Raw genomic sequence first — 23,045 nt, forward strand, 5'->3', positions numbered from 1 at the left:
TGATGCCTGGGCCGACGCCGAAACCCATCGGGCGGGTGGAGTGTGTTGCTTTTGGGACACTCGTCACCCATTTGGCGGCCGATCTCTGTACCGTCCCCGCCGGGAGTGAGTGGCTGATGACTGAGAACGACCGTAACGACCACGAGAACCGCGACGACCGCGAGGACCGGACCGGCGCCAGCGCCGCGCCCGGCGGTTCCGGCGCGCCGGGGACGTCCCAGCCGGGCTCGCCGACGCCGGCTGCCGCGACGCCGGGACCGGCCCAGTCGGGTCCGCCGGCACCGGGAACGCCCACGTCAGGCGACCCGAAGCCGGATCTGCCGAAGCCGGACGCGCCGACCTCGGGTGCGACGCCCGCCGCGGCCGGTGGGGGCACCCCGCCGCCGTACGTGCCGCCGCCGACGCCCCCGCAGGGCGTTCCGGGCGCCGGGCCCCGGACGGGGCAGCAGCCGGGCAAGCAGGCCGGGCAGCGGCGCGGGCAGGTGCGGCAGCAGGAGGCGGGCGTCACGCAGCCCCGGCCGCCGACGGTGGCCGAGCAGCGGGCCCGCGCCCAGGAGATCCAGCGCCGCCGCGAGGAGGAGCTGGCCGAGCAGGCCGCGCTCGCCCGCAAGAAGAAGCTGCGCAAGCGGCTGCTGATCGGCGGCGGTGTCGCCGTGGGCGTCGTGGGCGTGGTGGCGATCTGGTACGCCGCCTCCAGCCCGGACGACGTCGAGGCCCAGTGCACGATGGACGGCACCGTGGTCGACGACCAGTACTGCGACGACGACTACGCGCGGTCGCACGGCGGTTACTCCAGCGGTGGGTTCATCTACATCGGCGGCAGTTCCTACCGCTACCACTACGGCGGCTCCAGCGTCCCGGTCGGCCAGAAGGTCGCCGGCGGCAGCTACACCGTGCCCAAGGGCGCGAACGTGAGCACCAAGTCCGGCACCACGATCCAGCGCGGCGGGTTCGGCGTCTCCGGCGGCAGCAAGAGCGGGGGCAGCTGAGTGCGCCGGGAGACCTCCGCACCGCGCCCGAACTGGCAGCGCACGGTGTCCGACCAGGGGCTGGTGTTCGGCGCGCCCGCGCGCGCCGCGGACGGCAGCCCCCGCCCGTACTGGGACGAGTCGGCCCACTACGTGTTCGACATGAGCGACATCCTGTCCCTCGAAGCCGACGTCGAGCTGCTGCACAGCATGTGCCTGGAGGCGGTCGACAACGTCGTGCTCACCGAGCGGTTCCGGGACTTCGGCATCCAGGAGTGGGTGTGGCCGGCGATCGCCGAGTCGTGGAAGCGCCGCGACCCGCACGTCTACGGCCGGTTCGACCTGCGCTACGACGGGCGCGGCCCGGCGAAGATGCTGGAGTACAACGCGGACACCCCGACGTCGCTGCTGGAGGCGTCGGTGGTGCAGTGGAACTGGAAGACCGACGTGTTCCCGGACGACGACCAGTGGAACTCGGTGCACGAGAAGCTGGTCGAGCGGTGGGCCGAGCTGCGCGACCTGCTGCCGTCCAACGAGCTGCACTTCACCTGGTCCGGTGCCGACCCGTCGGGTGAGGACCACGTCACGGTGGCCTACCTGCAGGAGACGGCCGCCGAGGCGGGCATGAACACGGTGGGGCTGGCGATCGAGGAGATCGGCTGGGACTCGGCGCTCAACCGGTTCGTCGACCTCGAAGAGGCCCCGATGGGCACGGTGGTGAAGCTCTACCCCTGGGAATGGGTGGTGGACGAGCAGTTCGGCCGCTTCGCGGTGCAGAGCCTGCCGGGCACGCTGTGGGTCGAGCCGCTGTGGAAGATGCTGCTGTCGAACAAGGCGCTGCTCGCGGTGCTGTGGGAGATGTACCCCGGCCACCCGAACCTGCTGCCCGCGTTCCTGGACGAGCCCGGCCTGCTCACCGAGTACGTGCGCAAGCCCCGGTTGGGCCGGGAGGGCGCGAACATCCAGATCGTGGCGCCGGGCTACGAGACGCAGACCGGTGGCGTGTACGGCAAGGAAGGCTTCGTCTACCAGCTGTTCGACCCGCTGCCCGAGTTCGACGGCTACCGCCCCGCGCTGGGCGCGTGGGTGGTCGGCGACACGGCGGCCGGGCTCGGCATCCGCGAGACGGTCGGCCTGGTGACCGACGATGGCGCGGCGTTCGTCCCGCATCGGATTGTCGAATGAATGGAGTGGCAGTGATCAGCGAACTCGCGTTGGACCCGGGCTTCGGCTCCGCGATCGGCCGGGGCGTCGGCGCGATCGCCCTGTACGCCGTGGTCGGCCTGGTGCTGATGGTGGTCGGCTTCTACGCCATCGACTTCACCACGCCCGGCAAGCTCTCCGGCCTGGTCCGGTCGGGCGCCCCGAACGCGGTGATCGTCACCGCGGCCGGCCTGGTGAGCATGGCCCTGATCATCGTGGTCGCGATCTACAGCTCGGCGGGCAAGCTGGACGAGGGCCTGCTGTCGGCCCTGATCTTCGGTTTCGTCGGCATCATCGTGCAGGTCCTGGCGGTGCGGCTGCTGGAGTGGGTGACCCGCCTGGACATCGGCCGGCTGATCGAGTCCGACCGGTTCGCGCCCGCCAGCGTCGTGGTGGCCAGCGCGCACGTGGCGCTGGGCCTCGTGGTCGCGGTCGCGATCAGCTAGTCCGCCCCGGACACCCGCGAAGGCCCCGCCCGGACGTCCCGGGCGGGGCCTTCGCGCGGCCCGGGTGATATCCGTGCGAGGTCGCGAGGTGTGACGGACTACCCTCTCCCCTCGTGATTGACCTCAGGGCCTTGCGCGAGAACCCGGAAGCCGTCCGCGCGTCGCAGCGTGCGCGTGGCGAGGACGAAGCCGTGGTCGACGCGCTGCTGTCCGCCGACGAGCAGCGCCGCGCGGCGATCGCCCGCGCGGACGCGCTGCGCGGCGAGCAGAAGGCGTTCGGCAAGCAGGTCGGCCGGGCCCGGGGCGAGGAGCGCGAGGCGCTGCTGGCCAAGGGCAAGGAGCTGGCCGCCGAGGTCAAGGCGGCCGAGGCCGAGCAGTCGCGGACCGAGGGCGAGCTGGACGAGCTGCACCGGGCGGTGCCGAACGTGGTGCACCCGGACGCGCCGGCCGGCGGTGAAGACGACTTCGTGGTGCTCAAGCACGTGGGCGAGCCGCGCGAGTTCGACTTCGAGCCGCTGGACCACCTCGACCTGGGCACCCGGCTGGGCGGGATCGACATGGAGCGCGGCGCGAAGGTGTCGGGCTCGCGGTTCTACTTCCTGACCGGGGTGCTGGCGCAGCTGGAGCTGGCGCTGCTGAACATGGCCGTCGCGCAGGCGACGAAGGCCGGGTTCACCCTGATGATCACGCCGACCCTGGTCCGCCCGGAGATCATGGCGGGCACCGGGTTCCTGGGCGCGCACGCGAGCGAGGTCTACCGGCTGCGCGACGACGACCTGTACCTGGTCGGCACGTCGGAGGTGCCGCTGGCGGGCTACCACGCGGACGAGATCCTCGACGGCGAGCGCCGTTACGCGGGCTGGTCGTCGTGCTACCGCCGCGAGGCCGGGTCGTACGGCAAGGACACCCGCGGCATCATCCGGGTCCACCAGTTCAACAAGGTGGAGATGTTCTCCTACGTGAAGCCGGAGGACGCCGAGGCCGAGCACGCCCGGCTGCTGGCCTGGGAAGAGGAGATGCTGGCCAAGATCGAGGTGCCCTACCGGGTGATCGACACGGCCGCCGGCGACCTGGGCACGTCCGCCGCCCGCAAGTTCGACTGCGAGGCGTGGATCCCGACCCAGCGGGCCTACCGGGAGCTGACCTCGACGTCGAACTGCACCACGTTCCAGGCGCGCCGGCTGGGCGTCCGCTACCGGGACGAGAACGGCAAGCCGCAGATCGCCGCCACGCTCAACGGCACCCTGGCGACCACCCGGTGGATCGTCGCCATCCTGGAGAACCACCAGCGGGCCGACGGCTCGGTGGTCGTGCCGCAGGCGCTGCGGCCGTTCCTGGGCGTGGACGTGCTCCAGGTCGGGTGAGCACCCCTCCGGTACAGTGGGGCACCGACCCCCGCCCGGCGTAACCGCTGGTGACGTGGGTGACACACATCATCCACGGGGCAGGGACGAGCAGGTGGCGAACCGCATTCACCAGACCGCGATCATCGGCGCGGAGGTCGAACTGGGCGACGACAACGTGATCGGCCCGTACACGGTGATCGCCGGGCCGGCCCGGATCGGTGACGGCAACTTCATCGGCCCGCACGTGAGCATCGGCGGCCCGGCGGAGTACCTGGGCGCCGACCACCTGGCGGGCTGGGACGGCGAGGTCGGCGGCCCCGGCGTGGTGATCGGCGACCGCAACCGGATCCGCGAGTTCGTCACGGTCAACCAGGGCGTGACCGAGGCCACCGCGATCGGCGACGACTGCTACCTGATGGGCCGCGCGCACATCGCGCACGACGTCCGCCTGGACGACGGCGTGATCGTCACCAGCGCGGTGCAGCTCGCGGGCCACTGCCACGTCTGGTCGGGCGCGAACATCGGCCTGGGCACGGTGGTGCACCAGCGGACCACGATCGGTCCGGGCGCGATGGTCGGCATGGGCTCGGCGGTGCGCAAGGAGGTCGGCGCGTTCACCATCACGGTCGGCAACCCGGCCCGCACGACCGGTGTCAACGCGGTCGGCCTCCAGCGGCGCGGCTGCTCCGAGGAATCGATCGCGGGCCTCACGGGTTTCCTCACGGGGAAGGACGCCGCGGTCCCGGGCGGGCTGCCCGAGGAGTTGACCACCCTGCTCAAGGCGTGGGCGCAGCGCGGTCCCCGGCACTGACCCGGCGGGATTCGGCCCGGCGGGATTCGGCCCAGCGGGATTCAGCAGAGAGATTGAGAGCAGCATGTCGATTGACGACCGCCTCCGCACCGTCTTCGTGGACGCGCTCCAGCTGGACGACGACGTGGACGTGCAGAACCTGAAGTACCGCGACATCGACGCGTGGGACTCGGTCGGCCACATGGCGCTGGTCGCGGCCATCGAGGACGAGTTCGACGTGCAGTTCGAGACCGAGCAGGTCATCGACCTGAGCAGCTTCAAGGTCGCGGGCGACATGCTGCGGGGCTTCGGCGTCGGTGAGTAGCCGGTGAGCAGCTTCGACGGCAAGGTCGCGGTGGTCACCGGCGGCACCCGCGGCATCGGGTTCGCGACGGCGGCGGCGCTGGCCGGCGCGGGCGCGACGGTGGTGCTCACCGGGCGCGACGCCGAGGTGGCCGCGAAGAGGGCCGCCGAGCTGGGGCCGGGGGTGTCCGGCGTGGCGCTGGACGTGACGGACTCGGCCGCGGTCAAGGACGTGTTCAAGGCGGTCGCCAAGGAGCACGGCCGGATCGACGTGCTGGTGGCGAGCGCGGGCGTGCTCGAAGGCGGGCTGATCGGGATGCTCACCGACGACCACATCGGCTCCACGCTGGCCACGAACGTCGCCGGCACGATCACCTGCGTGCAGGCGGCGGCGCGGGCCATGATGCGCAAGCGGTCGGGCTCGATCGTGCTGCTCGGTTCGGTCGTCGGCGAGCGCGGCAACGCGGGCCAGACGGTCTACGCGGCGTCCAAGGCGGCGCTGTCGGCCACCGCGAAGTCGGCGGCCAAGGAGCTGGGCCGGCACGGGATCCGGGTGAACGCGGTCGCGCCGGGCGTGATCCGCACGGACCTGATCGACGGGCAGTCCGCCGAGGTGCTGGCCAAGGTCGAGGCGGACACCGCGCTCGGCCGGCTCGGCACCGCCGAGGAGGTCGCGGCGGTGATCCGGTTCCTGGCGAGCGACGACGCGTCGTTCGTCACCGGGCAGGTGCTGGGCATCGACGGGGGTCTGGTGCTGTGAGGCTGGTGCACCCCGGAGCGCGGTTGCGCGACGCCGCGTCGGGCGAGCTGCTCGGAGGCGAGGTCCTGGCCGCGCGGGTGGCCGAGGTGGCCGGCTCGTACGCGGCGCTGCCGCCCGGCGTGCTGTTCCTGCGGGTCGGCCTCGACGTGCGGTCCGTGCTGGCCTACCTGGGCGCGTTCGAGGCCGGGCGCGCGGTGGCGCTGCTCGACCCGGCGCAGGACCGGGCCGTGCTGGACGACCTGGTGGCCCGGTTCCGGCCGGCCGCCGTGATCGGGGCCGACGGCGACCCCGCGCCGGGCTACCGCGCGGACTGGGTGCGCGAGGACGCCGACGGCGTCGCGCCGCACCCGGACCTGGCGGTGCTGCTGCCCACCAGCGGCTCGACCGGCAACCCGAAGTTCGTGCGGCTGTCGCGGGGGGCGCTGCTGGCCAACGCGGCGGCGATCGCCGACGTGCTGGGCATCGGCCCGGACGAGGTCGCGCCGACGACGTTGCCGCTGCACTACAGCTACGGGATGTCGGTGCTCAACAGCCACCTGCTGCGCGGCGCGACCGTGCTGCTGGAGGGCTCGGGCGTGGTGGCGCGGCCGTTCTGGGACGCGGTGGCCGAGTACGGCGCGACGTCGCTGGCCGGCGTGCCCTACCACTACGAGATGTTGCGCCGGCTGCGGTTCGACCCGGCCAAGTACCCGACGCTGCGCACGTTGACGCAGGCCGGCGGGCGGCTGCGGACCGAGCTGGTGACCGAGTTCGACGACCGGATGACCGCCGTCGGCGGCCGGATGTTCGTGATGTACGGGCAGACCGAGGCCGCGCCGAGGATGGCGACCGTGCCCGCCGAGCGGCTGGCCGACAAGCTCGGCTCGGCCGGGCGCGCGCTGCCCGGCGGGTCGTTCGCGGTGCGCCTGGACGACGGGTCCGAGGTGGTCGCGCCGGAGGTCGTCGGCGAGATCGTCTACCGGGGGCCCAACGTGATGATGGGCTACGCCGAGACCGAGGCCGAGCTGGCGCTGCCGGACGTCGTGGGCGGGGTGCTGGCGACCGGCGACCTGGGGTACCTGGACGCCGAGGGCTACCTGTACGTGACCGGCCGGCTCAAGCGGATCGGCAAGGTGTTCGGCAACCGGGTCAACCTGGACGACCTGGAGCGGCTGGTGAAGGAGTTCGGCGTGGCCGCCGCCGTGCCCGCCGGCGACAAGGTCGTGGTGTGGCTGGACCGCGCGGGCAAGGACGAGTGCAAGGCGGCGGCGAAGGCGTTGGCCGAGGCGCTGCACCTGCACGTGACCGGATTCGACGTGCGCCCGGTCGACGGGTTCCCGCTGCTGGCCAGCGGGAAGGTCGACTACCGGGCGCTGGAGGCACAGGTATGAGCGTGTTCGCCCGACCTCAGGCCGAGCGGGAGGCCGCGCTGCTCGCGGAACTCACCGCCCTCACCGCGCACCACCGGGCGCACTGCCCGCCCTACGACCGGATCCTGTCCTCGCTGGGCACGCCCACCGGGTTCGGGTCGTTGGCGGAGCTGCCGTGGCTGCCGGTGCGGATGTTCAAGACGCACGACCTCAAGAGCGTCCCGGACGACGAGGTGTTCAAGGTGCTCACCTCCTCCGGCACGACCGGCGCGGGCGCGTCGCGGATCTACCTGGACAAGGAAGCCGCGGCCGTGCAGCCCCGCCAGCTCGGCGCGACGCTGACCGAGGTGCTGGGCGGCAAGCGGCTGCCGATGCTGATGGTGGACACCATCGGCATCATCAAGAACCGGCGCTCGTTCTCCGCGCGCGGCGCGGGCGTGCTCGGCATGGCGAACTTCGGCCGCAACCACGTCTACGCGCTCGACGAGGACGACCGGCCCGACGTCGAGGCGGTCAAGGAGTTCCTGGCCAAGCACGGCTCCGAGCCGTTCCTGATCTTCGGCTTCACGTTCATGGTGTGGCAGTACCTGTACGAGGTCGCGCGGGAGCACTCGCTGGACCTGTCGAACGGGATCCTGATCCACTCCGGTGGCTGGAAGAAGCTGATCGACATCGCGGTGGACAACGCCGAGTTCCGCCGGCGGTTCGCCGAGGACACCGGGCTGACCCGGATCCACAACTACTACGGGATGATCGAGCAGATCGGGACCGTGTTCCTGGAAGGACCGTCCGGGAACTCCTTGTACTGCCCCGATTTCGCCGACGTGATCATCCGCGACCCGGACACCTGGGAGGAGCAGCCGGTGGGCACGCCCGGTGTCATCGAGGTGCTCTCGACGCTGCCGCGCTCGTACCCCGGTCACGTGCTGCTCACCGAGGACCTCGGTGTGGTGCACGGGATCGACGACGGCGACTGGCCCGGCAAGCGGTTCTCCGTGCTGGGCAGGCTGCCCCGCGCCGAGGCCCGGGGCTGCTCGGACACGTTCTCCGGAGCGGTCGCGTGAGGCGGCGGTTCCCGGCCGGGCCGGACGTCGAGGTGCCCGAGCTGCTGGCCGGGCTGGCGCAGGAGCCGGTCGACGGCCCGCTGCGGGTCGGCGACGAGCGGATCGTGGACTTCCTGGTGGCGTTCGCGCGCAGGCTGCTCGCGCCCGCGACCGCGCGGCAGTACCCGGAACTGGCCTCGCTCGGGTTCTTCCTGCGGCGCGGCGAGATCGCGAAGGTGCTGGCCGCGCCGGAGCGCGCGGGCGTGCTGAGGTTCCCGCGCGGCACGGTGTTCCACGTGCCGCCGGCCAACGTGGACACGATCTTCGTCTACTCGTGGGCGCTGTCGGCGCTGGCGGGCAACCGGAACGTGGTGCGGATCTCGCCGCGCTCGGCCGGTGCAGCGTCGGCCGTGGTGGACGCGTTGAACGAGGCGCTGGCGACGGCCCACCCCGCGGTGGCGCAGACCCAGGTGATGGTCACCTACGACCGGGACGACGCGGTCACCGCCGCGCTGTCGGCCGCCTGCGACCTGCGGGTCGTCTGGGGCGGCGACCGGGCGGTCACCGAGGTGCGCAGGCACCCGCTGCCGCCGCACGCGCGGGACGTCACGTTCCCGGACCGGGCGTCGTTCGCGGTGCTGTCCGCGGACGGGTGGGCGTCCGCGTCCGCCGAGCGGCGGCGGGACGCGGTGGTCGGGTTCTACAACGACTCGTACTGGTTCGACCAGGCCGCGTGCGCGTCGCCCCGGGCGTTGTTCTGGGTCGGTGACGTGGAGCGCGCCGAGCGGGGCCGGGCCGAGTTCCTGGCCCTGCTGGGCGAGGTCCTGGCCGGCAAGGGGCACGTGGTGGAGCCCGCGATGGCCGTGCAGAAGCGGGTGTCGGCGTACGGGGTGGCGGCGGACGGGCACGCCCGCTCGATCTCGTTCGCGGGCAACGCGGTGGCCACCGTGGAGCTGACCGAGGCCAAGGACGTGCCCCGGGAGTGGCTGGGCGCCGGGACGTTCCCGATGGCGACGCTGGCGTCGCTGGCCGAGTTCGCGCCGATGGTGCAGCGCAAGGACCAGACGCTGTCGGTGTTCGGGTTCTCCCAGGAGGAGTTGGAAGCCCTGGCGCACGCGCTGGCCGGGCGCGGCATCGACCGGATCGTGCCGTTCGGTTCGGCGTTGACGTTCTCGCAGCTGTGGGACGGCTACGACCTGCTCTCGGAGTTCACCCGGCTGGTCACCGTCACCGCTTAGCGGTCACCGCTCCCGGACGGCCGCCGCGCGGGGGCCGTCCGGGAGCGGCCGGTCGTCAGCAGTAGCCGAGCTGCGCCAGGGTGTCCACGACGATCTTGCTCGGGTGGAAGTCGTCCATCCGGTTGGGCAGCCGGTAGGACTCGTAGTCGTCCAGGAACGCCTGGAGCTTGTCGCCGTTCATGCCGGTCAGCAGCAGCGTGGTGCCGGGGCCGTGGCGGTCCTCGGTGCGCTCGCGGTGGATCGCGCACGGGACGCCCAGGTAGTTGCACTCCGCCTGGAGGCCGCCGGAGTCGGTGACCACGAACTTCGCCCGCGCCATGACCGGCAGGAACGCCAGGTAGCGCAGCTTCGGCTTGAGGATGAAGCGCTCGCCGTCGAACAGGTCGCCCAGGCCGTACTGCTTGATCCGGTCCTGCTCGGGCGGGCCCGCCAGGTACAGGATCGGCATCCGCTCACTGGCCTTGCGCAGCAGCTCCAGCGCCTCCCGGTACTTGTCCGCCCGGGACACCAGCTCGAAGCGGTGCAGGGTGGCCAGGCCGAACTCGGCGGGCAGCGGGAACGTCGGCTCGGCGTCGATGGCCAGCCGCATCGCGTCGATGGCGGTGTTCGCGCCGGTGTTGACGACCGCGCCGCGCGCGTTGCGGAGGTTGTCGACCTCCTTGGCCGTGGGCGCGAAGTGCAGGTCCACGATCTTCGCGGCGAGCTTGCGGTTCAGCTCCTCGGGCAGCGGCGAGAGCAGGCTGCCCGACCGGGCGCCCGCCTCGACGTGCGCCACCCGGGACTTGAGGATGCGCTTGCCGATCAGCGCGCCGTAGGGCGTGGTGAACGTGTCGCCGTGCACGATGACCAGCGGCGGGCGGCCGTCGTCGGTCAGGATCGACCGCAGCTCGGCGCGCCTGCTCCACGCGTTGCGCAGCACCGTCGCGGCCCAGCCGGGCACCTGCGCGGGCCGCTCGATGTGCACGGCCTGATCCTTCGGCACCAACCACACGGACGGTTCCGGCAGGCGGAGGTCGGCCAGCGTCTCGGCGACGTGGTCGACGTGCTGCGCGGTGAACCAGATCTGCGGTTTCGTGCCCCGGTCCGCGATCGCGTGGAACACCGGGGCGATTTTGATCAGTTCCGCGGTGGTGCCGAGGATGAAGGAGATCACGCCCCGCAGAATACCGGGGCGAAATCGGTGTTCCGATTCCGCGTCCTAACCCCGGGTCAGGTCCGCGACGTGCTTCGCGATCTCCAGCGACCCGGTGGCGGCCGGCGACGGCGCGTTGAGCACGTGCACCTGGCCGGGCGCGCTCTCCACCAGGAAGTCGTCGACCAGCGAGCCGTCCGGGCGCATCGCCTGCGCGCGCACGCCCGCCGAGGACGGCACCAGGTCGTCCTCGCGGACCTCGGGCACCAGGCGGGCCAGGCTCTCCGCGAAGCGCCTGCGGGAGAACGACCGCAGCACCTCCTCCAGGCCGGTCCGCGCGTACTTGCGGGCGAGCTTCCAGGTGCCGGGGAACCGGGCGACGTCGAGCAGGTCCCGGGCCGAGACGTCCCGCCACCGGTAGCCCTCGCGGCGCAGCGCCAGCACGGCGTTGGGCCCGCAGTGCACGGTGCCGTCCAGCATCCGGGTCAGGTGCACGCCGAGGAACGGCAAGGTCGGGTCGGGCACCGGGTAGATCAGGCCGCGCACCAGCTCGGTGCGGCGCAGCTCGAAGTACTCGCCGCGGAACGGGACGATCCGGGCGCCCGGCGTCAGGCCCGCGAGTTCGGCGACCCGGTCGCTGTGCAGGCCGGCGCAGTTCACCAGCACGTCCGCGCGCACGACGTCCTGCGGCGTGGCCACCTCGACCTTGCCGCCGCGCGACCGGATGGCCAGCGCGGGGGTGTGCAGCCGCAGGTCGTGCTCGCGCAGCCGGTCGACCAGGGCCCGGCACACGGCCGGGAAGTCGATGATGCCCGTGCTCTCCACCCGCAGCGCCTGGACGCACGCCACCTCGGGCTCGTAGTCCCGGGCTTCCGCCGCGGAGATCAGCTTGGCGGGCACGCCGTTGGCCTCGGCGCGCTCGGCCAGCGCGTGCAGGCGGGGCAGCTCCTCGGCGGACGTGGCGACGACCAGCTTGCCGCACACCTCGACGGGCACGTCGTGCGCGCGGGCGAAGTCGATCATCGACTGGTTGCCCGCCACGGACATCTTCGCCTTGAGCGACCCCGGCTTGTAGTAGAGCCCGGCGTGCACCACGTTGCTGTTGTGGCCGGTCTGGTGGGCGCCCCAGCGCCCCTCCTTCTCCAGCACCGTCACCCGATCGCCGCGCGAGGCGAGTTCGTTCGCCACCGCCAAGCCGACGATCCCGCCGCCGATAACCACGATGTGCCGCACGGGGCGTGAATCTACGCGGCGTCAGCCCAGGGCGGGCAGCACATCGGCGGCGATCTCCTCCAGGACCGACTCGCTCCCGGCGTACACGCCGTCGTGCCGGGGCCAGTGCGCGATCACGTCGGTGAACCCGAGCGCCTCGGCCCGGCCCACCGCGTCCCGGAACGTCTCGACGCTGCTCAGCGAGTACCGGGGGGCCGAGTCGAGGTTGAGGTACCGGTCCACCCGGCGGCCGACCTCGTGCTGGATCCCGGTGAACCGCTCGGTGAGTTCGGCGACACCGCGCCACCACGCGTCGAGGTCGTCGGCCTTCGGGCCGGTGGTGACCCACGCCTGGCCGAACCTCGCCGCCACCCGCATCGCCTTCGGGCCGTTCGCGGCGACCAGGAACGGCATCCGGGGCCGCTGCACGCCACCGGGCGCGCTGCGGGCGTCCACGGCCGCGTAGTGCTCGCCGCGCCACGTCGTGCGGTCCTTGCGCAGCAGCTCGTCCAGCAGTTCCACGAACTCGCCGAACCGGGCGGTGCGCGCCGCCGGGGCCGGCGGCTCCCCGCCCATGACCTCGACGTCGTAGCCCTCGCCGCCCGCGCCCACGCCGAGGGTGAACCGGCCGTCGGAGACGTCGTCCAGGGCGAGCAGCTCGCGGGCGAACGGCACCGGGTGGCGGAAGTTCGGACTCGCCACGAACGTGCCGAGCCGGATGCGCTGGGTCACCATCGCGGCGGCGGTCAACGTCGGCACCGCGCCGAACCACGGACCGTCCACCAGGGTGCGCCAGCCCAGGTGGTCGTAGGTCCACGCGTGGTGGAAGCCGTACTCCTCGGCCGCGCGCCACTTGGGCTCGGCGAACCACCAGCGGTGCTCGGGAAGGATGACGATGCCGGTGCGCACGGACGTACGGTAACGAGGTGCCGGCCCCGGAGCGCAGCCGGACCAGGCATCATCGGGGGGTGGAAAGACCTGGACTGGTGGCCTCGGACGTCGACGGAACCCTGCTCAGCCCGCTGCACCGGGTGACCGACCGCACGGCCGCGGCGGTGGGCCGCGTGGTGGCCGCCGGCGTGCCGTTCGTGCTGGCCACGGGCCGCCCGCCGCGCTGGGTGCCGGACATCGCGCAGGCCGCGGGCCTCGACGGCTACGCGGTGTGCGCGAACGGCGCGGTGCTCTACCACCTGGGCCAGGACCGGGTCGTGTGGCAGCGCACCCTCGACCCGGTGCTGCTGCGCGACATCATGACCTCGCTGGACGAGGTGCTGCCCGGCGTGGCGTTCGCGGTGGAGCGGACCGGCGAGTCGGCGTTCGACGAGACGGTGCCCCAGTTCATCGCCGAGGACAGCTACGCCCACCCGTGGCCCGAGGGCCGCGAGCCGAACGGCGACCGGTCCGGGATGCTCGCCCGGCCCGTGGTGAAGCTGCTGGTCAGGCACCGCGAGATGACCAGCGCGGAGATGACCCTGGCGATCGTCGAGCTGCTCGGCGACCAGGTCGACGCGACCTACTCCACGACCATGGGCCTGGTGGAGCTGGCCGCGCCGGGCGTGACGAAGGCCACCGGCCTGGCCGACGTCGCCGAGCGGCTGGGCGTGGACCGGGCCGACGTGGTGGCGTTCGGCGACATGCCCAACGACGTCGAGATGCTCACCTGGGCGGGCCACGGCGTGGCGATGGCCAACGGCCACGAGGACGCGCTGGCCGCCGCCGACGAGGTCACCGGGCCCAACGCCGAGGACGGCGTGGCGATGGTGCTGGAGCGCTGGTTCTGACCCCGTCAGGTGACCGCGCCGTGACACCCCGGTCACGGGGTGGATCACGGCGTGGATCACGGGGGCGGCGGCGGGCCGGCCAACCCAGGCCGAATGCCGCGCGTCTCTAGAGGTAGCGTGGTGCCCCGCGTAGCAGGCCGAAGGCACCGTGCCGATCGTGTTGCCAGGTATTTCTGAAGGCGGAGAGCTGCTGAATGATCCCCATCACTGTCGTTGACGTGGCGGCGGCCGAGGAGTTGGTGCTCCAGGTCCTGCGGTCCGGAGCCATCGCGCAGGGCCCCATGGTCAAGCGGTTCGAGGATGAGTTCGGCAAGGTCGCCGGCGTGCCGCACGCGGTCGCCGTGAACAACGGCACCACGGCGCTGGTCGCCTCGCTCCAGGTGCTCGACCTCAAGCCCGGTGACGAGGTCGTGACCTCGCCGTTCACCTTCGTGGCGACGCTGAACGCGATCCTCGAAGCCGGTGCCACCGCCCGGTTCGCGGACATCTCCGAGGACGACTTCAACATCGACCCGGACGCCGCGGCGCAGGCCCTCACGCCCGCCACCAAGGTGCTCATGCCGGTGCACCTGTACGGCCAGATGGCCGACATGGGCCGGCTGGTCCCGCTGGCCGCCGAGCACGGCCTGGCGATCGTCGAGGACGCCGCGCAGGCGGTCGGCGCGACCTTCGACGGCAAGCCCGCCGGCAGCTACGGCCTGGGCTGCTTCTCGCTGTACGCGACGAAGAACATCACCACCGCCGAGGGCGGCGTGATCACCACGTCCGACGACACCCTCGCGGACCGGCTGCGCGTGCTGCGCAACCAGGGCATGCGGGCGCGCTACCAGTACGAGGTCGCGGGCCACAACTACCGGATGACCGACGTGCACGCCGCGATCGGCATCCCGCAGCTGGAGCAGCTGGCCACGATCACCGAGGCGCGGCAGCGCAACGCCGAGGCGCTGAACAAGGGCCTGGCCGACATCAAGGGCCTCAAGACGCCGCGCACGCTGCCCGGCCGCACCCACGTGTGGCACCAGTACACCGTGCTGATCACCGACGACGCCCCGGTCGGCCGCGACGAGGTCGCCGCCCGGCTCACCGAGAAGGGCATCGGCAACGGCATCTACTACCCGAAGACGGTCTTCGACTACGACTGCTACCGGGACAACCCGAACGTCGTCATCTCCGACGTGCCGGTGGCCGAGCGGGTGGCCCGCCAGGCGCTGTCGCTGCCGGTGCACCCGAAGCTGACCGACGCCGACGTGGACGCGGTCGTCGCCGCGGTGCGCGAGGTGCTGGGCGCGTGACCACCCCGAAGATCGCCCTCGTCGGCGTGGGCTCCATGGGATCCCTGCACGCCCGCGTCACCAGCCAGAGCGAGCGCTGCGAGCTGGCCCGCATCGTCGACCCGCGCGAGGAGGTCGGCCGCAAGGTCGCCGAGGCCTACGACGCGGCCTGGTCGCCGGAGATCGGCGACCTGTCCGACGTGGACGCGGTCGTCCTCGCGTCGGCCACCGAGACCCACTACGGGCTCGCGCTCCAGGTGCTGGAGCAGGGCAAGCCGCTGCTGGTGGAGAAGCCGGTGTGCGCCGACCTCGCGGAGACCGAGGAGGTGCTGGCGCTCGCCGCGCGGCGCGGCCTGCCGATCATGTGCGGGCTGCTGGAGCGCTACAACCCGGCCGTGATGACGGCCCTCGACCTGCTCACCGAGCCGGTGTACGTCTCCGCCGTGCGGCACTCGCCGTACGCGCCGCGCATCCGCACCGGCGTCGCGTGGGACCTGCTGGTGCACGACGTCGACCTGGCCATCCGGTGCATGGGCGGCGCGGAGCCCACCACCTTCTCGGCGGGCGTCGGCCAGTTCCACCCGGACTCGGTGCCCGGCGCGGAGGACGTGGTCAACACCCTGCTGGGCTTCCCGTCCGGCGCGATCGCGTCGGTCTCGGCCAGCCGGATCGGGCAGCGCAAGATCCGCACCCTGTCGATCACCGAGCTGGACCGGCTGATCGAGGTCGACCTGCTGACCCGCAACATCACCATCTACCACCACGTGTCCCAGGACGCCGCCACACCGGACGGCCGGGGCTACCGCCAGCAGGCGATCATCGAGATCCCCGAGCTGGTCACCGCGCGGGAGCCGCTGGCCACCCAGCTCGACCGCTTCCTCGACCTGATCGACGGGAAGGTGGACGCGGACGTCGAGCGGGCGTCGATCCTGCCGTCCCACCGGGCCGTGGCCGCCGTGCGGGCGCAGTCGGCCACCGCACGATGACCACCCGTCCCGTCGCGGACGTCCGGAGAGCACAGGGGAACCGCAGATGATCGCCCTGGTCGTCCTGGCCTACTGGGTGCCGGGACTCGCGCTGGGACTCGCGCTGAGGCTGCGGGGCTGGACCCTGGCCGCCATCGCGCCCGCGCTGACGTTCGGCGTCGTGTCGCTGGCCGTGGTGGTGTTCCCGAGGGTCGGCCTGACCTGGAACACCGGCACGGCCCTGGGCTGGGCGGCGCTGCTGGTCGCGCTGGCCGCCCTGGCCACCTGGCTGGTGCGCCGGCGCGCGCCCGCCGAACCGGTCGCCGAGGTCGCCGAGCCGAGGTCGCGGCGCGACCACGTCGTGGTCGGCGTCGGCGTCGCGCTCGGCGTGGCGTGGGGCGTGGTCACCTACCTGCGCGGCGTGAAGTCCGTGCACGCGGTCAGCCAAGACTGGGACGCGCCGTACCACGGCAGCGCCGTCCGGTGGATCGCCGAGCACGGCAACCTCTCGCCCGCCGACCTGGCGACGCTGGCGAACACGCCCGGCAAGGCCGGGTACTTCTACCCCAACACCTACCACTCGCTGCTCGCCCCGGTGTTCGACACCGGGGCGTTCGACATGGCGGTGCTGCTCAACTACGCCGCGATGATGGTGCTGCTGGCGTGGCCGCTGGGCATCGCCGCGTTCGGCCTGGCGTGGCGGCTGCCGCCGGTCGCGGTGGCCGTGGCGGCGACCGTGGCGTCGTGGTTCGGCACCTTCCCGTACGACCTGCTGTGGCGCGGTCCGCTGTGGCCGTTCGTGGCGGCGGTGGCCCTGGTGCCCGCGGTGCTGGCGCTGCTCAAGCCGCTGGTCGACGGGCAGCGGGGGATCGGCGCGCCGGTCGCCGTGGCGGTGGCCCTGGCGGGTCTGGTCGGCCTGCACACCAGCCTCGCGTTCGTGGTCGCCATCTACGGCGCGATGCTGGTCCTGGCGCTGCTGGTGCGGCTGGAGAAGGTCGACTGGAAGCGGGCCTGGAAGCCGATCGCGCTGACCGGCGTGCTCGGCCTGGTGTTCGCGGTGCCGGTCGTGCTGCCCGCGCTGGTCAACGTCGGCGGCATCACCGGGGCCGAGTGGCCGGTGCTGGGCACCGCGTTCGGCGCGTTCGAGCAGGCCGCGCTGTTCTCCTCCAGCGACCCGCCGCCGTTCTACTGGACGGGCGTGCCCGCGTTGCTGGGGTGCCTGGTGCTGCTGTGGCGTCGCCAGGTGGTGTGGGCGGTCGCGGCCTACGGCGTGTTCTCGGTCATGTTCATCTCGGCCGTGTCGCACAAACTCCCGTTCCTGTCCGTGCTGACCGGTCCGTTCTACAACGACGCGTGGCGCATCGCCGCGCTGTTCCCGCTGGTGGGAGCGGTCGGCGTGGGCGTGTTCACGCACGCGGTGGGCAGCGGGGTCACCGCGCTGCTCCGCAAGCGCGTGGACCGGCCGTGGGCCGCGACGGCGCTGCCGGTGGGCGCGGCGGCCGTCGTGGTGGCCGTGCTGGCGGTGGGCAGCGGCGGCAACCTGACCACGAACACCACCCGCCTGGGCTGGCACTACAACGGCGACGTGGTCAGCGACGCCGAGGTCGAGGCGTACAAGTGGCTGGGCGAGCACGCCAAGCCGGGCGAGGTCGTGGCGAACGACGTCCGGGACGGCGCGGTGTGGATGTACCCGCTGGCCGGCGTGACGCCGATGAACTGGAACTACTACGGCCCGCCGGAGCACAGCGACGCCTGGTGGCTGGAGGACAACTTCAACCGCCTGGACACCGACCCGAAGGTGCGCGAACTGGTGGACCGGATCAACATCCGGTACGCCATCGTCGGCGAGGGCATGGTCCAGCGGAAGGGCGAACGGCCGCCGGGAATGCGCGACCTGGATTCCGTGCGGCACCTGCGCCGGGTCTACCAGAACAGCGGCGCGGTGGTCTACGAGGTGCTGCCGGAAGGCTCCACCCGACCATAGCGCGAATGGCGGAATCCGCGGTCTGCGGATTCCGCCGTTCTTGTATCGACCCCGAATACTATTTCTGTTTTCTGGCCCCTTGTTCGGCCGGCGGAACGGGCGAAAGCATTCGGTCCTCGACGACGTCGACTTCGACGGGGACTTGATGACGCACTTCCGGCCGGGTCCGGTGACCCGGTGATCGCTCGCGATCTGCCCGCTCTGCTCGTCGCACTGCTCGTGGTCGCGCTGCCCGGAACGGCCCTGCTGCTCGCGCTCGGCGTCCGCCGGCCGGTCTGGCTGGTGGGGCTCTCGCCCGCCGTGTCGGTCGGCGTCGCCACGCTCGTCGCGGTCGTCTGCGCGGTGCTCGACCTCCCGTACGGGCCGTGGCCGCTGGCCGCCGTCATGGCTGTGGCGGCGGCGGTCGGCGGGTGGCGATTACGCGGCGTCCGGCCGGTGCCGCCCGGGTGGTGGCGGGCGACGTCGAACCGGGTGGTCTGGGCGGCCGGGCTGGTGCTGGTGCTCGCCGCCGCGGCGCTGTCCGTGGCGACCTGGTTCGGGGGCCTGCGCACGCTGGCCACGGTGGGCCAGGAGCACGACATGATCACCCACCACGTGGTGACCGCGTACATCGCGCGGACCGGCCACGGCGCGCCGTGGCAGCTCATGCCCACCGACGTGCTGACCGACTCGGGCGTGGCGTTCTACCCCGCCGGCCTGCACCTGCTGATGGCCCCGGCGGCGACGATCCTCGGCGACACGGTCGTCGGCATGAACGCGGTCACCGTCGTCCTGCTCGGGGCCGGCTGGGCCACCTCCGTCGCCGCCCTGACGCACGTGGCCGCGCGCCGGGCCCGGCTGGCGCCGCCGCGCGCGATGATCGCCGCCGGCCTGGCCGCCGTGGTCGCGGTCGGCCTCTACCGCCCGGTCTTCTCGCTGATCCACGAGGGCGGCATCCTGCCCAACGCGACGACCCTGGTGCTCACCCCCGGCGTGCTGGCCGCCCTGCTGACCCTGCGGCGCGGGTGGAGCGCGGCGGTCGGGGCCGGGATCGGCGCGATGGGCGCGCTGGCGATCCACCCGAGCGCGCTCGCCTCGGTCGCGGTCAGCCTGCTCGGCTGGTGCGCCGGCGACCTGCTGACCAGGGGCGGGGCCCGCCGGCTCGGCGTGGCGCTGCCCCGGCTGCTGCCGGCGGGCGGGGTGGCCCTGGTCGCCGGGCTGCCGGTGCTGCTGCAGGTGTTCGGCGTCGCCGGCGGCTCGGCGGGCGCGGGCGCGGACGTCGGGCCCGCGCCGCTGAGCATCGCCGTGGGCGACGCCCTGACCATGATCTACACCGGGTACATCGAGGGCAACACCGGCCGGTCCCAGGTCGCGGCGGCGGTCATCACGCTGTTCGGCGTGGTCGTGCTGCTGCTCGCCCGGCGCGGGTACGGCCCGCTGGTCGCGTGGCTGACCTGGTTCGCGGTCGAGGTGGGCTACGCGACCAGCCCGGCGGTCGGCCCGGACGCCCTGGTCACCGGCTTCTTCTACCACGCCCACCTGCGCATCTGGGCGCACCTGTCGCTGTTCGCGCCGGTCCTCGCCGGGCTCGGCGTGGTGGTCGCGGCGTCCGCGCTCGCCCTGCGGGCCGCCCGCGCCGCGCCGGCCGTCCGGTCCCGGACCCGCTGGGCGGCGGGCGGCCTCGCGCTCCTGGCGGCCCTGGTCTACCTGGCGTGGCCGGCCGCGAACTACTCGCGGATGGAGTCGCGCTACCTGGCCAGCCGGTACGCCCGGCCCGACTTCACCCGGGTCGACGGCGACGACCGCAAGGCCATCGACTGGCTGGCCGACCGGGTGCGGCCCGGCGAGCGGGTGCTCAACTCCGCCAACGACGGCTCCACGTTCCTCTACGTCGAGCGCGGCGTGCCGATCCTCAACACCAGTTCGCTGGGCAACGTGAAAACACCGGCGACCTACCGGCTGCTGCGGGACTTCAACCGCTACCCGGACGACGCCGAAGTGCGGCGGATGCTCACCGAGTTCAACATCCGCTGGGTGTACGTGGACGGCAGAGCGCCGCTGATCGGCGCGGGATCCTCGCCGGAGAACTGGGTCGGCGGATTCGTGTTCTCCACCGCCGACGGGCTCAAGCGCCTCGACGGGTTGCCGGGCCTGCACCTCGGGTTCCGTTCCGGCACCGTGTCGGTCTACGAACTGGACCGGTTGTGACGGCCCCCCTGCCGACCGCGACCCCCGACCGCTGGATACTGTGAGGCGTGACGAGCCGGAGCAACGTGCCCAGTCTCAGCATTGTCATCCCGGTGTTCAACGAGCCCGACTGGATCGGCCGCTCGGTCGGCGCGTTGCGCGCCGCCCTGGACAACGCCCGGTGGGACGCCGAGATCGTCGTCGTGGACGACGGCAGCACCGACGAGACGCCCGCGCGGCTCGCCGAGCTGCCCGGCGTGACGGTGCTGACCCAGCCCAACGGCGGCCGGTTCGCCGCGCGCCTGGCGGGCATCACCAAGGCCACCGGCGACCTCGTGCTGATGCTCGACAGCCGCGTCATCCTCGAACCCGGCTCGCTGGTGTTCCTGCGCGACCAGCTGGCCGAGCACCCCGAGCGCACGGTGTGGAACGGCCACATCAACACCGACAACACCGGCAACCCGTACGGGGCCTTCATGCAGGGCCTGGTCGCGGTCGGCTGGCGGCGGTACGTGGCCGACCCCCGGCTGACCTCGTTCACCGCCGCGGACTTCGACGCGTTCCCCAAGGGCACCGGGCTGTTCCTGGCGCCCCGCGAGCTGCTCGAACAAGCGGCGATGTCGTTCTCGTCGCTCTACGACGACGTGCGGCTGGCCAGCGACGACACCCGGATGCTGCGCTGGATCGCCGAGCAGGGCCCGATCTTCATCGCGCCCGGCTTCGCCGCCGAGTACAACAGCCGCGACTCGCTGTCGAAGTTCACCCGGCACGCCTACTTCCGGGGCAGCACCTTCGTGGACGGCTACCTCGACTCGCCCGGCCCGGTGCGCAACGCCGCGTTCGGCGCGGCGGGCGTCGGCGTGGCCGGGCTGATCCTGTTGCTGCGCAAGCCGAAGGCCGCGATCGCGCTGGCCGCCGCCGGCTCCGTCGCGGCGGGCGCGGTGGTGCGCAAGAGCGGCGGGTCCAAGGACCAGTCGCTGGCCGTGGTGAAGCTGCTGACGCTGTTCGCCGCGTGCTTCGGCGCGGGCGCGGCGCGCGGCCTGGCCCTGGCGTTGCGGAAGCGGCTCGGCAGGTGAGCAAGGCGCCGGTGGCGGGTCGCTCGCTGGGCACCGTCGGCATCGCGACGCTGGTCGCGGCCGGCCTCGGCTACCCGCTGCTGATCGTCACCGCGCGCGCGTTGTCGCCGGCCGACAACGAGATCTTCCTGGTGTTCTGGGGCTTGGTGTTCGGCGTGGGGTCGGCGATGTCGCCGATCGAGCAGGAGGTGTCGCGCCAGGCGGCGCTGGCCGACGTGGCGGGCAGGCGCAGCGGGTTCGGCGCGGTCCAGGTGCTCGCGGTGTGCGCGGCCGTCGTGGTGCTGCTCGGCGCGGTCGTGCTGCTGCCGCCGGTGAGTTCCCGGCTGTTCGGCGACAGCGGCGGCACCATCGCCCTGGTCGCGGTCGCCGCCGCCATCGGGTTCGTGTTCCAGTTCGGCGCGCGCGGCCTGTTGATGGGGCACCACCGGGTCAAGCCGTACAGCGGCCTGGTGGTGACCGAGGCGCTGCTGCGGGCGGTGCTGCTGGGCGGTCTCGTGGTGGCCGGAGTCAACGGGCTGGTGCCGTTGACGGTCGCGGTCGCCGTCGGGTCGTTCGCGTGGCTGGTGTTCGCCTGGCGCGCCCGCGCGCTGGTCGACTTCCACGGCGAGCGCGAACCGTGGGGCGTGGTCGCCCGGCGGATGTTCGTGCTCGTGCTCAGCGCCGGCCTGACCGCGAGCGTCATCACCGGCTACCCGGCGGTCGCGAAGCTGTTCAAGACCCCCGAGGACGGCGACACCCTGGCGGCGATGTTCTTGACGCTGACCGTGGCGCGGCTGCCGCTGCTGCTGTTGTCGCCCTTGCAGGCGATGGCGGTGCCCGCCGTGGTGCGGCTGTCGGTGGACGAGGCCGGCCGCCGCAAGCTGCGGGCGTTGCTGGCCAAGGGCGCGGCCGTCGCGGCGGCCGTCGCCGCGGCCGGTGCCGCGCTGGGCGCTTTGCTGGGGCCATGGCTGATTCCACTCGTGTTCAGCTCGAAGTACTTGGTCGAGCCGTGGGTGGTGGCAGGATTGGTGTGGTCGTCCGTCCTGCTCGGGGCGGTGATGCTGCTGGCCGCGGTGCTGGTGGCGCGCAAGCAGTTGGGCGCGCTGGTCGGGCTGTGGGCCGTGGTGGCCGCGTTGAGCGTGCTCGTGCTCTGGTTGTCGCCCGGTGACATCGTCGTGCGCGCGGTCCTCGGACTGGTCGTCGCACCCACGGCCGGGCTCGCGCTCGGCGCGTGGCTGGTGCTCCGGGAACGCGCCGTCGGACCCGTCGAAGAGAATGGTTAGGCTGCCACCGTGTCTGACTCGGTCGACCTGCGTCGAGTGCTGATCGTGATGCCGGCGTTCAACGAGGAGCACAACATCGAGAAGATCGTCGCCGAGGTGAGGTCCGAGCTGCCCGAGGTCGGCATCCTCGTCGTGGACGACGGATCCTCCGACCGCACCGCGCAGCGCGCGCGGGAGAGCGGCGCGCAGGTCGCGCGGCTCTCGGTGAACCTCGGCGTCGGCGGTGCCCTGCGCACCGGCTACCGGTACGCCGTGCGGCACGGCTACCAGGTCGCCATCCAGGTCGACGCCGACGGCCAGCACAACCCGGCCGAGGTGCCGGCACTGCTGCGCGAGCTGGCGAACGCCGACATCGTGATCGGCGCGCGGTTCGCGGGCAAGGGCGACTACAAGGCCAGCGGCCCGCGCTGGTGGGCCATGAAGGTGTTCGCCTTCGTGCTGTCGCGGGTGTCCGGCACGAAGCTGACCGACGTCACGTCGGGTTTCAAGGCGTCGGGGCCGCGCGCGTTGGCGCTGTTCTCGCAGCACTACCCGGCGGAGTACCTCGGTGACACGCTCGAATCGCTCGTGATGGCGGTGCGCGGCGGCCTGAAGGTCCGCCAGGTGCCCGTCGCGATGCGGATGCGCATGGGCGGCACGCCCAGCACGTCACCGGTGAAGTCCGCCGTCTACCTGATGCGCGCGTCGCTGGCGTTGCTGCTGGCACTGATGCGCCGCAAGCCCGCCCAGGGCTCCCACGAAGCGGCCTAG

At 72.6% G+C, this 23,045-nt stretch carries 21 protein-coding genes; 18 read left to right on the forward strand and 3 right to left on the reverse strand.

From position 1 onward, the window contains the following. The first annotated feature begins 116 nt into the window (after positions 1–116). From AC0HI0_RS35535 to AC0HI0_RS35580, 10 genes are all read left to right on the forward strand, one after another. Entirely contained in the window at positions 117–989 is an 873-nt protein-coding gene (locus AC0HI0_RS35535; protein ID WP_480927852.1) for a hypothetical protein, read from the forward strand. Further along, positions 990–2,153 carry a glutathionylspermidine synthase family protein gene (locus AC0HI0_RS35540; protein ID WP_480927853.1) on the forward strand — a complete coding sequence of 388 codons (1,164 nt, stop codon included), beginning with the start codon at positions 990–992 and terminating at the stop codon, positions 2,151–2,153. An 11-nt stretch (positions 2,154–2,164) separates the two neighbouring features. Next, complete coding sequence (locus AC0HI0_RS35545) at positions 2,165–2,617, forward strand: DUF350 domain-containing protein (RefSeq protein WP_480927854.1); 453 nt, start codon at positions 2,165–2,167, stop codon at positions 2,615–2,617. A gap of 113 nt (positions 2,618–2,730) precedes the next feature. Next, complete coding sequence (gene serS, locus AC0HI0_RS35550; RefSeq protein ID WP_480927855.1) at positions 2,731–3,981, forward strand: serine--tRNA ligase; 1,251 nt, start codon at positions 2,731–2,733, stop codon at positions 3,979–3,981. 94 nt (positions 3,982–4,075) lie between these two features. Further along, the gene (locus AC0HI0_RS35555) at positions 4,076–4,774 is read left to right on the forward strand and encodes a UDP-N-acetylglucosamine acyltransferase (protein ID WP_480927856.1); all 699 of its coding nucleotides are present in this window, start codon (positions 4,076–4,078) and stop codon (positions 4,772–4,774) included. A gap of 64 nt (positions 4,775–4,838) precedes the next feature. Further along, on the forward strand, positions 4,839–5,078 hold the full coding sequence (locus AC0HI0_RS35560; RefSeq protein ID WP_480927857.1) for an acyl carrier protein: 240 nt from the start codon (positions 4,839–4,841) through the stop codon (positions 5,076–5,078). Positions 5,079–5,081: 3 nt separating this feature from the next. Continuing rightward, positions 5,082–5,816 (forward strand): SDR family NAD(P)-dependent oxidoreductase, encoded by a 735-nt coding sequence (locus AC0HI0_RS35565; protein WP_480927858.1) that lies wholly within the window; start codon positions 5,082–5,084, stop codon positions 5,814–5,816. Further along, positions 5,813–7,186 (forward strand): AMP-binding protein, encoded by a 1,374-nt coding sequence (locus AC0HI0_RS35570; RefSeq protein WP_480927859.1) that lies wholly within the window; start codon positions 5,813–5,815, stop codon positions 7,184–7,186. Before AC0HI0_RS35565 ends, AC0HI0_RS35570 begins: the two co-directional genes overlap by 4 nt. Continuing rightward, positions 7,183–8,229, forward strand: coding sequence for a LuxE/PaaK family acyltransferase (locus AC0HI0_RS35575; RefSeq protein WP_480927860.1), 1,047 nt, complete (start codon positions 7,183–7,185; stop codon positions 8,227–8,229). The genes AC0HI0_RS35570 and AC0HI0_RS35575 overlap by 4 nt, the downstream gene beginning before the upstream one ends. Then, complete coding sequence (locus tag AC0HI0_RS35580) at positions 8,226–9,446, forward strand: acyl-CoA reductase (protein WP_480927861.1); 1,221 nt, start codon at positions 8,226–8,228, stop codon at positions 9,444–9,446. The genes AC0HI0_RS35575 and AC0HI0_RS35580 overlap by 4 nt, the downstream gene beginning before the upstream one ends. 55 nt (positions 9,447–9,501) lie before the next feature. Here AC0HI0_RS35580 and AC0HI0_RS35585 read toward each other — a convergent pair whose 3' ends face one another. The 3 genes from AC0HI0_RS35585 to AC0HI0_RS35595 are packed head-to-tail and all read right to left on the reverse strand — an operon-like array spanning position 9,502 to position 12,699. Next, positions 9,502–10,599 carry a UDP-N-acetylglucosamine 2-epimerase gene (locus AC0HI0_RS35585; protein WP_480927862.1) on the reverse strand — a complete coding sequence of 366 codons (1,098 nt, stop codon included), beginning with the start codon at positions 10,597–10,599 and terminating at the stop codon, positions 9,502–9,504. Positions 10,600–10,644: 45 nt separating this feature from the next. Continuing rightward, complete coding sequence (lhgO, locus tag AC0HI0_RS35590; RefSeq protein WP_480927863.1) at positions 10,645–11,811, reverse strand: L-2-hydroxyglutarate oxidase; 1,167 nt, start codon at positions 11,809–11,811, stop codon at positions 10,645–10,647. A 21-nt stretch (positions 11,812–11,832) separates the two neighbouring features. Continuing rightward, positions 11,833–12,699, reverse strand: a complete 867-nt coding sequence (locus AC0HI0_RS35595) for an LLM class flavin-dependent oxidoreductase (RefSeq protein WP_480927864.1) — start codon at positions 12,697–12,699, stop codon at positions 11,833–11,835. A gap of 59 nt (positions 12,700–12,758) precedes the next feature. Between AC0HI0_RS35595 and AC0HI0_RS35600 the strand changes: the two genes are divergently transcribed. The 8 genes from AC0HI0_RS35600 (at position 12,759) to AC0HI0_RS35635 (ending at position 23,045) form a co-directional block, all read left to right on the forward strand. Continuing rightward, complete coding sequence (locus AC0HI0_RS35600) at positions 12,759–13,571, forward strand: HAD family hydrolase (RefSeq protein WP_480927865.1); 813 nt, start codon at positions 12,759–12,761, stop codon at positions 13,569–13,571. A 194-nt stretch (positions 13,572–13,765) separates the two neighbouring features. Then, the gene (locus AC0HI0_RS35605) at positions 13,766–14,863 is read left to right on the forward strand and encodes a DegT/DnrJ/EryC1/StrS family aminotransferase (RefSeq protein ID WP_480927866.1); all 1,098 of its coding nucleotides are present in this window, start codon (positions 13,766–13,768) and stop codon (positions 14,861–14,863) included. Further along, positions 14,860–15,828, forward strand: a complete 969-nt coding sequence (locus AC0HI0_RS35610) for a Gfo/Idh/MocA family protein (protein ID WP_480927867.1) — start codon at positions 14,860–14,862, stop codon at positions 15,826–15,828. The genes AC0HI0_RS35605 and AC0HI0_RS35610 overlap by 4 nt, the downstream gene beginning before the upstream one ends. A 46-nt stretch (positions 15,829–15,874) precedes the next feature. Continuing rightward, entirely contained in the window at positions 15,875–17,791 is a 1,917-nt protein-coding gene (locus AC0HI0_RS35615; RefSeq protein ID WP_480927868.1) for a DUF6541 family protein, read from the forward strand. 177 nt (positions 17,792–17,968) lie between these two features. Further along, positions 17,969–19,978 (forward strand): DUF6541 family protein, encoded by a 2,010-nt coding sequence (locus tag AC0HI0_RS35620; protein ID WP_480927869.1) that lies wholly within the window; start codon positions 17,969–17,971, stop codon positions 19,976–19,978. Between the two features lie 47 nt (positions 19,979–20,025). Beyond that, a complete protein-coding gene (locus AC0HI0_RS35625; RefSeq protein WP_480927870.1) occupies positions 20,026–21,033 on the forward strand; it encodes a glycosyltransferase family 2 protein in 1,008 nt (335 codons plus the stop codon). Further along, positions 21,030–22,295, forward strand: a complete 1,266-nt coding sequence (locus AC0HI0_RS35630) for a polysaccharide biosynthesis protein (protein ID WP_480927871.1) — start codon at positions 21,030–21,032, stop codon at positions 22,293–22,295. The genes AC0HI0_RS35625 and AC0HI0_RS35630 overlap by 4 nt, the downstream gene beginning before the upstream one ends. Before the next feature lie 48 nt (positions 22,296–22,343). Next, complete coding sequence (locus tag AC0HI0_RS35635) at positions 22,344–23,045, forward strand: glycosyltransferase family 2 protein (protein ID WP_480934460.1); 702 nt, start codon at positions 22,344–22,346, stop codon at positions 23,043–23,045.

Source organism: Saccharothrix sp. NBAS 001, from assembly GCF_056640475.1.

What these genes read in the sequence shown, in the direction of transcription:
- AC0HI0_RS35535 (WP_480927852.1), top strand. Translation starts at nt 117, where the DNA reads ATGACTGAGAACGACCGTAACGACCACGAGAACCGCGACGACCGCGAG.
- AC0HI0_RS35560 (WP_480927857.1), top strand. Translation starts at nt 4,839, where the DNA reads ATGTCGATTGACGACCGCCTCCGCACCGTCTTCGTGGACGCGCTCCAG.
- AC0HI0_RS35575 (WP_480927860.1), top strand. Translation starts at nt 7,183, where the DNA reads ATGAGCGTGTTCGCCCGACCTCAGGCCGAGCGGGAGGCCGCGCTGCTC.
- AC0HI0_RS35605 (WP_480927866.1), top strand. Translation starts at nt 13,766, where the DNA reads ATGATCCCCATCACTGTCGTTGACGTGGCGGCGGCCGAGGAGTTGGTG.
- AC0HI0_RS35615 (WP_480927868.1), top strand. Translation starts at nt 15,875, where the DNA reads ATGATCGCCCTGGTCGTCCTGGCCTACTGGGTGCCGGGACTCGCGCTG.
- AC0HI0_RS35635 (WP_480934460.1), top strand. Translation starts at nt 22,344, where the DNA reads ATGCCGGCGTTCAACGAGGAGCACAACATCGAGAAGATCGTCGCCGAG.